An 11,889-nucleotide genomic window follows, 5' to 3' on the forward strand; every position below is an offset into this window, starting at 1 on the left:
GTCAGAGCGTGAGGAGAAAACGTGGAAAAAGCGCCCAGCCCGCGAAGACCAGGCGAAGCCACCGGCTAGATTACCGATGGCGGAGGTATTGAACGGAATCGGCCCGCCACCCGGTTGTCTCCGGGTAGCGAGCCAGTCATTCGAGGCGCGAGAACCTGGCCGAACCTATCTTGCGTCGCCGGATTAGCTGCCGCGATACAGCGACTTCATTTCTTCGTCAGTTGCCGGACGGACCACCGGGGCGCGCGAGCCCGTAGCGACTACACCTTGCGCTTGTCCGCCATAACCACTGTTGTCGGCAGCTTGCGCCTGGGCAACGTGTTGCTGAGCCACGCGAGCTTCAGCGGCCTGCAGGTCTTCCGGGTAATGCGGGTCGTTGCCGACCGCCGGGTGCCAACCAGCCTGTTCAAGCTGAACCAGTTCCGCCCGCACTTGTGCGCGAGTCAGCGGGGCACTGCTTTGGGCGAACACGGCAACCGGAGCGGCAAGGGCAGCGGCAACGACGACGGCTTGAATCAGGTTCTTCATGATGCTTACCTCCAACGTGGTTTTGTCTTGTTACGAACACCTTGTTCGTAACCAATGACGACAGTCTAGGTAAGCGGAAACTTAAGAGATATACAGCCGCGAGGAAGAGATTGTTCCTGATTCTTCACGGAATCGTGGAACAGGTGGCGCAGCTTGCCGGCGCGCCCGCGGCCGGCACGTTATCGGCCGCAGATGGCATCGGATTCGATCGAGGTCTCTCGATGGGGTTGCGGCCCGACACGACAGCGCGGGCCGGCCGCCACTGGGTTGGCGGGATCGCTGCTCCACTCGTACCAGCCGCCGTCGTACACGCTGATGCGCTCCCAGCGCATCAGCCAGGCGTAGAAGAACGCAAGCGACGCGCGCCAGCCCGTGCCGCAGTAGAAGGCGATGCTGCGCCCGGCGTGGATGCCGGCCTCCCGCCAGAACGCCTGGATCTCGGCGTGCGGCTTCATCGTACCGTCCTGGCGTTGGTAATCGCACATGCTGTGAACGTCGCCGTCGTGGCCGGCGCGTCCCCACAGGGCGCCGGGAATGTCGCCCCTGGCCTCGATATAGTCGTAGCCGGAAGTTCGGCCGACGAACTCACTCCAGGTACGGACGCTGACCAGCCCCCCATCCTGCCGCTGAAGCAGCTGCCGCGCCTGCTCGGTGTTCGTCAGGTAGTCCGGGCGGACGGGCAGCCGCGCGCCGAAGTCGGCCAGCGCCGGGTAGGCGTGCGGCGCCCCCGCCTCCATCGGGCAGCCGGCGGCCTGCCACGCGGCGAGGCCACCGTCGAGCAGGCGCACGTCAGCCACGCCCGCGTACAGCATCAGGTGCGCGGCCCGCGCCGCGGCGAGCGTGCTGCGACCATAGAGGATGACTGTGGTGTCGCGGCGGATGCCGTGGGCAAGCAGCACGCGCAGCAACTCGTGGTCCGGAACCTTGTTCCACCAGGGGCCGGACTCCAGCTCTCCAGTGTCGATGTAACTCGCCCCGGGAATATGCCCTTGCGCGAAGGTAGCGGCGCCGCCGCAGCCGATCTCGAACAGGCGCCAGGGGCGCGCCGGCGCGGCAATCACCGGCAGGTCGGACACCAGCGCGAGGAGCCAAGCCGGCTTCACCAGTTGCCGCAGCCGTTCGCCAGCATCCTCCTGCGGCGACACGTCATCCTCTGAAAGAGGAGAGAGCCGGGGGATGGGATTGCTGGACATTCAATGATTCATCTGATGTATGGCGGCAGAAAGGGGGCGGCTGGCGCCGGGCCCGTCCGCGCCGATTCAATTTGGCCCCTTCGTGCCAACCGAAATTTGACCAGGGGGTGTCGGTCCGCGAGCGTGCAAGTGTACCGTACCGAATCCGCGGTTCAAGCCGGATTCGCGGGTGGTTCGCATTGGATCACCAGCTCCCTGAATCCGGTACTCGGGTCGAGCTCCCGGGAGAAGCGATGTTCGGGAAGCAGCGCGAGCATCAGCTCGGCGGTCGTGCGGACCCTGCACCCGCGCGCGACATGGCCGCACAATACCTGACCGCGCGCGTCGGCTTGCATGCTTGTTTATGGGGCGAGGGTCGAGGTTCCGGCACAGGATAAGTTCGCACAAGGGCGCCGGCAAGCGGCCGTTGCACTCTGGATTTCGAGCTGAAATTCCAGAAGCCGTGCGCGCTGCAACGAAGCGGTCGCATGGCTCGGCTGTCGCTACATCAGGGAATGCAGACGCCGACCTGCATCCCCATACGCAACACCGAGGCAATGTTGCGTGCCGCGCTGCGCACGTTGAACGCCGCATCTCGCAATGCATCTTCGACTGAACAGGGGTGGCGAACCGCGCTGAACACGGCGCCGATTCCATGCGCGTGGACGGCAGACGAGTCATGCGACAACGAACCTGCAAGGCCGATCACGGGAACCCCACATACGGCTGCCGCGCGCGCGACGCCAATGGGTGTCTTCCCGTTGATCGTTTGCGAATCGGTACGTCCTTCACCCGTGATCACGAGGTCCGCGTCCGAGAGCGTGCCGACCAGATCGATGGTTTCCGTCACGACCTCGCATCCGGGGCGAAGTCGCGCGTTCAACACGGCGAGCAGCGCTGCACCAATGCCCCCGCCGGCACCGGCACCGGGAATGTCGGCGACGTCCCGGCCGAGGTCACGATGAAGCACTGATGCGAAGTTGAGAAGACATTGGTCGAGTTGCTCGACCATTTCGGTTGTTGCGCCTTTTTGCGGTCCATAGATCGCGGACGCGCCCCGTGGACCGACCAAAGGATTTGTCACATCGCAGGCTACGTCGATCTGACAGTGCGCCATACGCTTGTCGAGACCGCTCACGTCGATCTGCGCGAGCCGTGCGAGTTCCGCGCCGCCGTAACCGATCTCATTGCCTGTAGCGTCGAGAAGGCGCACACCGAGTGCCTGTATCATGCCGGCCCCGCCATCGTTTGTTGCGCTGCCACCGATGCCGATCACGAAACGCCGCGCGCCGACGTCGAGCGCATCCATTATGAGTTGCCCCGTGCCGAACGTGGTCGTGATACGGGGATCGCGCTTGGGTGGCGGGACCAGGCCGAGGCCGCTCGCCGCCGCCATTTCGATTACAGCGAGCCGGGATTGCGCAGTGTAACCGTAGGAACTCTTGACCGAGGCGCCGAGCGGACCAACGACATCGACCGTGCGGCGCGTGCCGCCCGTCGCATCGATCAACGCCTGTAAGGTCCCTTCACCCCCATCTGCGACCGGTACCTTGACGTAGAAGGCATCCGGAAACACCTCCCGGAAGCCTGCTTCAATCGCATCCGCAACCTCGAGCGCGCTGAGGCTTTCTTTGAACGAGTCCGGCGCAATGACGATTTTCATGTTGTCTCCCTCATGTGATCCAGGCATTACGTAGTCCATGCATTACGTAGTCCAGATTGCTGATTCGGTCCGGGAAGCCGGGACAGGAAATGCGCTACACCCGGAGCAGGTCGACCGATCGCCGGATTCTGCTTCGATAGATGACCACCGCCTGCATGTCGCAACCCGATCCGACCGGCATGACGTCCCGGTCTTGAACTCCACAAGTCATCGCATCGCGGAAGGGGGCGAGCATGCGTTCTTCACGCGTGGGCGATATGGAACAGATTGGTCGTACCGGCTCTGCCAAATGGCGCGCCGGCAGCGATCACGATGAGCGCCCCCGGCGCCGCATAGCCTTGATTTCGCGTGACGGCTGAAGCCACCTCGACCATGCCGGGCGTATCGTTCAGATCGTATTGGACATGCACGGAATGAACGCCCCATGCGAGCGCCAGGCGGCGCGCGGTCTGGACGTTCGGTGTGACGCTCACGATGGGTGTCGACGGGCGTTCCCGCGATGCACGCAGGCTGGTAAAGCCGGAGCGCGTGAAGGTAACGATCGAGGCGACACCCAGCAAGTCGGCTGTTTGCCGCAGCGAAGCGCATACCGCATCGGCTACGGTTGCTTCCGGCGAGAAGCAGGACTCGTGGACCTCCACTGTACAGTGGGGATCGGCTTCAACCTCGGAGACGATCGCATCCATCACGGTTACCGCCTCCCGCGGGTACTGGCCCGATGCGGATTCGGCGGAGAGCATCACTGCATCGACGCCGTCGTAGACGGCTGTCGCGACGTCCGATGCTTCGGCGCGGGTCGGCACCGGCGACGCGATCATCGATTCGAGCATCTGCGTTGCCACGACGACCGGCTTGCCAGCCCTGCGGCATGCACGCACGATTCGCTTCTGGATGCTTGGCACCTTTTCGGCAGGCAATTCGACACCGAGATCGCCTCGCGCCACCATGACGGCATCCGAATGCTCGACGATCTCGTCGAGACAATCGATTGCCGCGGGTTTCTCCAGTTTGGACATGATACCGGCGCGACCCTTCACGATCTCGCGCACTTCGTCGAGGTCCGCTGGTCGTTGCACGAACGATAGTGCGACCCAGTCCACGCCGAGATCGAGGCCGAACTCGAGGTCGGCGCGGTCCTTCTGCGTCAGCGCCGAGATGGGCAATACGACCGACGGCAGGTTGACGCCCTTGCGCTCGGACAGACGACCTCCGACGACGACAACCGTATCCGCGAAGTCGGCACCGCAATGCTCGACGCGCAAACGGAGCTTGCCATCATCGAGCAGCAACTCGTGGCCGGGGCTCAATGCCGCGAAGATTTCCGGATGAGGGAGTTGCACGCGCGAGACGTCACCGGGCGTACTCGCCAGATCGAGACGAAAGCGCGCTCCTGGAGCAAGCGTCACCGGACCGTCGGAGAACGTCCCGATGCGGAGCTTCGGTCCCTGCAAATCGAGAAGAACAGCAATCGGCCGGCCGACTTCCCGCTCGATGTCACGAATGAATGACAACCGTTCCTTATGCTGCTCCTGCGTGCCGTGACTGAAATTCAGCCGGAAGACATCGGCCCCTGCATCGAACAGCGCTCGAATCGTCGCCCGATCGGCGCTCGCCGGCCCGAGCGTTGCAATGATCTTTCCACGTCGCTGGCGTCGCATATCGAAGTAGCTCCTGTTCCAAAGTAGGGCGGTGAGCTACTGTAGCGTTGCCTTCGAATTGCGTCTAATGGCGGTTTTTCAACGCCGTCATGACTGGCAGGAATGGCGCCGAACGCATGTGCATCGGCGAGTTGCCGGTTGCGGCTCGTGTTACGGGTTACTGGTAGACAGCCGACGGCCATACGTTGAAAGTCGTTTCGAACAACGCGGCCATGTGCGCGTTGCTCGCATGCTCGCTGCGAGCCACGAGGGCGAGAGGGCAGTGCAGCTTGTCGCCCGCCCAGAACACGATATTCATGTCGGGACCGATTTCCCGCGCGAGTCGTTCGCGGACAAGGCACAAGCCGACGCCTGCGTTCACGAGTTCGATCATCGAGGATTCCTGGTCGGCCTGGACGACGGTTTGCCTCGAGAGTCCGTGCTGCTTCATGACTTTGTCGATGAGCGCCGTTTGTGAGCTGCCTGCTGGCGTGCCGATCCAGGGCATGGCCGCCAGTTCCGTCCAGGAAGATCGCGTCAAACGGTCACGCCATCCCACAGGGGCGGCCACCAGGTAGGTTTCGATGCTCAATCGGATGACGGTGAGATCCGCGTCGTCTACCGTGCCGAGATAGAAGCAGGCGTCCAGTTCGCCCGCTTTCACGCGCTGCAGCACGGAGCCCGATATTCCGTGCTCGAGAACAACCTCGACCTGAGGATGGTGTTGCCGCATCTCGCGCAGCAGCTCTCCCAGTCTGATGGATTCCGGGTCGATGATCGTTCCGAGCCTCAATGTGCCGGTGAGATGGCCCTGGATCGAGCGGGCCAGGTTGGCCAGCTCGGTGGCGGCGTCAACTGTGCGCTTGGCAAGCGGCGCCAGGCGTTTCCCCGCAGGCGTCAATGTCATGCCTGACGGAGATCGAATGAATAAAGTCAGCCCCAGCTCGTCTTCGAGCGCCTTGATCTGCTTCGACACGGCCGACTGCGTCAAATGCAGCTGCTCCGCCGCGCGTGTCAAATGTCCGACACGCAGTACCGAAAGAAAGGATCGTAGCTGATAAATTTCCATTGCTCGTCAGGTTAATCCGGGCCGATTTTGGCGCCGCCACGAAGCCGGCTGGCGCGCTGCTATCTTCCGCTCATCAGCCGCGCGCCGCAATATGACGAGCTCGGCTTACATTCCGGACGCGAGTGGCGGTGTGCTTTGCGGCGGACGGCGGACATGCGTCGCCTGCTCGAACGAGTAAGCGATCGACAGCAGCTCTGCCTCACGCCACGGTTTGCCGAGGATATCCATGCCGACCGGCACGCCAAGCGGGGCGGTTGGTGTCGGGGCCGAGAATCCGGCCGGAACCGTGATGGCCGGGAAGCCCGTCACGGACGCGAGAATACCGTTGCGATCGGCCTGATTGAGTTCTGTCAACGGCACGACGAGCCGTTTCTGCAGCGGGTAGACGATCGCATCGAGGTGGTTGTCGGCCATGATCTTCGCCAGCATCGCGCGCGTTTTGGCGTCACGCTCCAGGCGAAGCTTGTAGTCCGGTTCTGACATGCCGTCCTTGTAGGACACGGACGCCCTCAGGAAACCGTCGAGCGTCGCGTGGTTGAATCGGCCGCTCGCGTAGATCTGCTGGACCGTCTTCAGCGGGGCGTTCGGCATGGTCGTGGCGAGGTAGTGATTCATCACGGTCGCGAACTCGTATTTCTGCACGTCGTTATCAGCGATGAGCTTGTCCGATCCGAGTTCGGGCGCGTCAATATCGACGAGCGTCGCGCCGGCCTTCTTCACCTGGGCGAGCGCCAGCTCCATGACGGCATTCACGGGCCGATGCTCGGGCGCGGAGCCGAACATCACGCGCAAGACACCGATCCGCTTGCCCCGTAACGCGTCGGCGCGCAGCGAAGCCACGTAGTTCGGATGCGGATGGCCTTCGGTAGCGGGATCGGCGGGGTCCGCCGCCGCCATCGTCTGCAGCATGGCGGCGACATCCACGACATGGCGGCCGAGCGGACCGATCGCATCCTGCGTGCTCGACACCGGCATGATGCCGGTCAAGCTCAGCAGCCCATGTGTCGGACGCAGGCCGACAAGCGAATCGGCGGAGGCGGGTGAGCGCACGGAGTTCACCGTGTCGGAACCCGTGCCGGCCATCGCCAGGTTGGCGGCGACCGCCGCGCCCGTGCCCCCGCTCGAACCGCCGGGCGTGCGTGTGAGATCGTACGGATTCAGTGTCTGGCCGCCCAGCGAACTCACCGTGGTGCCCGCGAGCGCGAACTCGTGCATGTTCGTCTTCGCCAGAATCACCGCGCCGGCCGCGCGCAAGCGGGCCACCACGAATGCATCCCTGGCTGGTCGCGCACCCTCGAGCGACAGCGAGCCGCCCGTCGTCGGCAAGTCGGCCGTGTTGTAGTTGTCCTTCAGCACGACAGGCACGCAGTGCAGCGGTCCGACCGGGCCCTTCTCCGAGAAGGCCGCATCGAGCTTGTCAGCGGTGGCGAGGGCGTCGTGGTTCAGCGTGAGGATCGCATTGAGCTTCGGTCCCTGCTCGTTGTAAGCGGTGATCCGGTCAAGGTAGGTTCGGACGAGCGCATGACAGGTCAGGCGATGATCGTGGAACGCCTGCTCCAGTTGTGGAATCGTCGTCTCTTCGACGTTGGAATCAGCAGCGAATGCAGGCACGGCCAGTGCGGAAAGGACCGCAATCGTAGCGGCAAAGTGGTATCTCTTCATCATTTCTCGAACAGACCTCGAACAGACGACAAGGTGACTTTGAAGCGAGTCGGATCGCGGGGGCACAGGGCGTCGAGTCCGTTGCGCCAACCAAAGGCATCTCGCAAGTCGACTTCTTGACGAGACGAACCGCTGCCCCGGGCCGCGCAGGACGGTCCAGTCCGTCCATCGCGGACCGCAGGTGCATCAGGCGCCGGCTATCTCGTGCATGGAAAGCAATTCGATTGCACGGCAGAGCGCCGAATGGTCCAGCTTGCTCATGCCGTGTGCGGCACATGCATTCATCAGTTCCTGCGCAGATGCAGTATGGGGAAGGGAAACCCCAAGCGCTTTGGCGCCTTGCAACGCGAGGTTGAGATCCTTCTGATGAAGCTCGATCCGGAAACCCGGTTCGAACGTGCGCCTGACCATCCGCTCACCATGTACTTCGAGGATGCGCGACGCCGCAAAGCCGCCCATCAAGGCCTGTCGCACCTTCGCAGGATCGGCACCGGCCTTCGACGCAAACAGCAGCGCTTCCGCGACTGCCTGAATGTTCAAGGCGACGATGATCTGGTTTGCAACCTTGGTCGTTTGCCCATCGCCGTTGCCGCCCACCAGCGTGATGTTCTTGCCCATCAGCTCGAACAGCGGCTTGACCTTCTCGAACGCGTCATCGGGGCCGCCGACCATGATGGTGAGCGAGGCGGCCTTGGCACCCACTTCGCCGCCAGAAACCGGAGCGTCCAGGTACTGGCATCCCAGTTCGTTGATTTTTCTGGCGAACGCTTTCGTCGCGATCGGCGAGATCGAACTCATGTCGACCACAATCTTCCCGGCACCGAGGCCGCTTGCCACGCCGTTTTCGTCGAACAGCACGGCTTCCACGTGCGGCGTGTCGGGCACCATCACGATAACAACGTCGGCATGCTGTGCGACTGCACGACCCGACTCGCACAGCGTTGCGCCATTCTCGATCAATCCCGCGGGAGGCCGATTTCGATCGTGCACAAACAATTGATGACCGCCTCGCTGCAGATTCGCTGCCATTGGCGCGCCCATAATACCTAGTCCGATAAATCCAACGTTTGCCATCACATTACCTTTTCAATGAGTGTTTTACATCGTCGATATCGGCAACGCATCGCCGCATTGCCTACAGCAGCACTTCGGGATTGACGCAGGTCTGCGGCTTTTTGCCTTTGAGTACGCTGATGACGTTGCCGATTGCTATGTTGCCCATGGCAATGCGGGTTTCGGTCGTCGCAGACGCGATATGCGGCACCAGGACCACGTTGTCGAGATCGGTCAATCCGCTTTCGAGATCGGGTTCGTTCTCGAAGACGTCGAGCGCAGCTCCGAAGATCATCTTGTCGCGCAGCGCGGCGACGAGCGCTTTTTCGTCAATGAGTGGCCCACGGGCGGCATTGATCAGGATCGCCGTTCGCTTCATTTGCGCCAATTCCGGCGCGCCGATGTAGTGGTGTGTTTCGGGCGTGAGTGGCAGGTGCAGGGACAGATAGTCGGACTCCCGCAACAGCGATTCCTTGTCGACGAAGGTCGCACCGACCTGCCGTTCGATTTCCGCATTGCGCTGGGCGTCGGTGTAGATCACCTTCATGTCGAATGCGGCTGCCTTGCGCGCGAACTTTGCTCCGATTCGACCCATGCCGGCGATTCCGAGCGTCTTGTTATCGACGTCCTGGCCGAGAAAGGCCATCGGCGACCAGCCTTGCCATTTGCCGTCGCGCACGTAGCGTTCGGATTCGGAGATGCGTCGCGCGCTCGCCAGCAATAGCGCCCATGCATGCGTGGCGGTGGCGTCGTCGAGCACGCCTGGCGTGTTGGTCATGATCACGCCGCGCCGGGTAGCTGCCTTGAGGTCGAAGTTATTGAATCCGACCGCGTAATTCGCGAAGATCTTGCATTGCGGGCCGGCGGCATCGATCACGTCGTCATCGATCGTGTCGGTCAGCAGGGTAATCACGGCGTCGCGGCCCCGCACCGCCTGCAAAAGTTCGTCGCGCGTGAGTGCACGATCATGCGGATTCACTTCCACTTCATGGAACTGACGCAGATCATCGATGCTTTGCTGCGGAATCATGCGCGTGACGTAAATATTGGCTCGTTTCATGGATTGCTCTCAAAGTAAGGATCAGGCTCAACTGCCTTGCTGCGCGTCGTCCGGCAACGGATATCGAGCGCCGAAGCGGGCGAGTTCATCGGCCAAGGCCTGGTCGTCGGCAGGCGCGAGGCCGCTGACGCCGATTGCACCGCTCATGCGCCCCTGACGGTCGGTCAGCACTGCGCCGCCTGGCAATGCAGTCAGCAGCGGATCGCAGAAGTAGCTGAGCGGAATGTTTTCCTGCCGCAGGCGGTCGAGAAGCGCGACGGACGTCACGCCCATGCGGACGCACGTATAGGCTTTTTGCTGCGATATCTGGATGCTGCGCACGGGCGCTCCGTCCATCCGGAAAAAGCCGGCCAGAAAGCCGTGGCCGTCGCAGACCGAGATGCATACCGGTTTGTCGAATGCCTTGCTCGCGTTGTCGACTGCATATGCGAGAAGCGCCCGCACCAGTTCGAGTTTCAGGTTTTCCACTGCCTTTGCCTTTCGTTCATTTGTCGATGGAACCGATCAGCGACAGAGCGTCACGCTCATCATCGCGTCGCGCTGCTTCATGGGCAGCAGCGTGCCCATGAAGCAGCGCCTGTTTCTTTTGCGCTCTCCGGAACACCCAGGCAGTCAGGATCGGCGTCAGCACCGCCGTCACGATCACTGATGCGGCCACCTGGATGGTGGCGGCCGGTGCGATCGCCGCATATGAGTGGTCCGCCAGCGCAATCGCCTGCGGCGTGCCCGCTGCGTTGCCGGCGGTACTCGACGCGGCAGCGCCGGCCACGCCCGAGCCGCCCAGCACCCGGTCGGCAAAAACGCAGACGATGCCGGTAATCGCAAATACCGCTACCCCCAGCACGATGCCCGGCACACCCGCGGCGAATACCGACTTCAGATTGATCCCCTGGCCAAGCGTGAAGGCCATGAACGGGACGATCAACGGTTCATGCTTGCCGAAGAAATCGCGCAACTCGCTGTCGAGATTGCCGAATATCGCGCCCGCAAAGATCGGTGCAATGACCGACAACATGGTCAGCCACGGGATGTTCGCCAAACCCGCACCGACAAGGACGATCATGGTGACGAACGGCCCCGTCTCGATACTCTGTGCGACGTAAGTGCCGGAATCTTCCTTGTTGCCGAAGGTGCTGGTCAGCGCGAGAAACATGCCTCCGTTCGTGTCGTTCATTGCGGCCAGAACGGCGAGCGTGCTGAGACCCAGCACACTCCCATGAAAGAAATGAGCAATTGCGAGGGCAATCAGCACGGCAATGCCCACCTTCGCAAACAGGATGCCGAATCCGCGTTTGAGCATGCTGGGCGCCGCTCGCAAGGTCATCTTGGTGCCGACGGTGAACAGGTACATCGCGAGAATCGTGGGATACCCCTGGTTGGTCAGCGCCTGTGTGAACCCGCCGATCTTCAGCGCGTTCGGAATGAAGGTATTGATCAGCATCCCGACGAAAAGAGGGACCACCATCATCCCGCCCGGCACCTTGTTGATGAACTGATAGATCCGCATCGCTACTGTCTCCTTGGTAGCACTTCATCTCGGCCACAACGTCTCAGCCTGCTCGGTCGTTCGCAATGTGCATTTTGCATGCAAAACACGATCATGTTATATGATGACTTTGTGTGGGCATGCAATGTGTCGTAAACCCTGATTCGATACGAAAGCCTTATCAAGAGACGGTCTCGTCGACTCAGAAGATCCGTGCAACCATTTTCTGGAGCTAGGTTGAGGACTTATGGAATGGATTTTGCATTCAATATTCGGCGATTCAGGGTGGTATCGACTCAACGCACTGAAACGCCCGATGGCCGGGCAGGCGCGGCGATGGCGCGACGAAGGGCCGGAATGTCGTGGCATTGCCGCAGTGCGGCATGGTGGGCGCGTTCGCCACCGCACCGGTGCGCGCGCTTTGCAGCCGCTCAAGCGTCAGCTTGCGGACATCGGTGCCGCTTGTGCGTGTGCGCGCTTCAACGCTCTGCAGGCATCCGCGTTCGGGCATGGCCCGTGGACACCGTATGGCTCAAGCGCGCGTGGTCGAGCACATCAG

At 62.2% G+C, this 11,889-nt stretch carries 11 protein-coding genes and 1 pseudogene; all 12 read right to left on the reverse strand.

What is annotated here, in order from left to right:
* Nucleotides 1-183: 183 nt before the first annotated feature.
* Complete coding sequence (locus ACV22Z_RS21305; protein WP_448078268.1) at nucleotides 184-528, reverse strand: DUF4148 domain-containing protein; 345 nt, start codon at nucleotides 526-528, stop codon at nucleotides 184-186.
* A gap of 179 nt (nucleotides 529-707) precedes the next feature.
* Nucleotides 708-1,721, reverse strand: coding sequence for a sulfurtransferase (locus ACV22Z_RS21310; protein ID WP_448078269.1), 1,014 nt, complete (start codon nucleotides 1,719-1,721; stop codon nucleotides 708-710).
* A gap of 152 nt (nucleotides 1,722-1,873) precedes the next feature.
* Nucleotides 1,874-2,050: pseudogene (locus ACV22Z_RS21315) on the reverse strand (DUF296 domain-containing protein); the annotation flags it as partial.
* A gap of 158 nt (nucleotides 2,051-2,208) precedes the next feature.
* A complete protein-coding gene (locus ACV22Z_RS21320; RefSeq protein WP_448078270.1) occupies nucleotides 2,209-3,363 on the reverse strand; it encodes a glycerate kinase in 1,155 nt (384 codons plus the stop codon).
* A 242-nt stretch (nucleotides 3,364-3,605) separates the two neighbouring features.
* Entirely contained in the window at nucleotides 3,606-5,021 is a 1,416-nt protein-coding gene (pyk, locus tag ACV22Z_RS21325; RefSeq protein ID WP_448078271.1) for a pyruvate kinase, read from the reverse strand.
* Between the two features lie 157 nt (nucleotides 5,022-5,178).
* Entirely contained in the window at nucleotides 5,179-6,069 is an 891-nt protein-coding gene (locus tag ACV22Z_RS21330; RefSeq protein WP_448078272.1) for a LysR family transcriptional regulator, read from the reverse strand.
* Nucleotides 6,070-6,174: 105 nt separating this feature from the next.
* Nucleotides 6,175-7,797 carry an amidase family protein gene (locus tag ACV22Z_RS21335; RefSeq protein WP_448078273.1) on the reverse strand — a complete coding sequence of 541 codons (1,623 nt, stop codon included), beginning with the start codon at nucleotides 7,795-7,797 and terminating at the stop codon, nucleotides 6,175-6,177.
* Nucleotides 7,798-7,917: 120 nt separating this feature from the next.
* A complete protein-coding gene (gene glxR, locus ACV22Z_RS21340; protein ID WP_448078274.1) occupies nucleotides 7,918-8,805 on the reverse strand; it encodes a 2-hydroxy-3-oxopropionate reductase in 888 nt (295 codons plus the stop codon).
* A gap of 61 nt (nucleotides 8,806-8,866) precedes the next feature.
* Complete coding sequence (locus ACV22Z_RS21345; RefSeq protein WP_448078275.1) at nucleotides 8,867-9,844, reverse strand: 2-hydroxyacid dehydrogenase; 978 nt, start codon at nucleotides 9,842-9,844, stop codon at nucleotides 8,867-8,869.
* Nucleotides 9,845-9,871: 27 nt separating this feature from the next.
* Nucleotides 9,872-10,312, reverse strand: a complete 441-nt coding sequence (locus tag ACV22Z_RS21350; protein ID WP_448078276.1) for a GlcG/HbpS family heme-binding protein — start codon at nucleotides 10,310-10,312, stop codon at nucleotides 9,872-9,874.
* 16 nt (nucleotides 10,313-10,328) lie between these two features.
* The gene (locus ACV22Z_RS21355) at nucleotides 10,329-11,351 is read right to left on the reverse strand and encodes a 2-keto-3-deoxygluconate permease (RefSeq protein WP_448078277.1); all 1,023 of its coding nucleotides are present in this window, start codon (nucleotides 11,349-11,351) and stop codon (nucleotides 10,329-10,331) included.
* A gap of 259 nt (nucleotides 11,352-11,610) precedes the next feature.
* On the reverse strand, nucleotides 11,611-11,841 hold the full coding sequence (locus ACV22Z_RS21360) for a hypothetical protein (protein ID WP_448078278.1): 231 nt from the start codon (nucleotides 11,839-11,841) through the stop codon (nucleotides 11,611-11,613).
* Nucleotides 11,842-11,889: the final 48 nt, after the last annotated feature.

The sequence above is a fragment of the Burkholderia sp. PU8-34 genome (assembly GCF_053427725.1).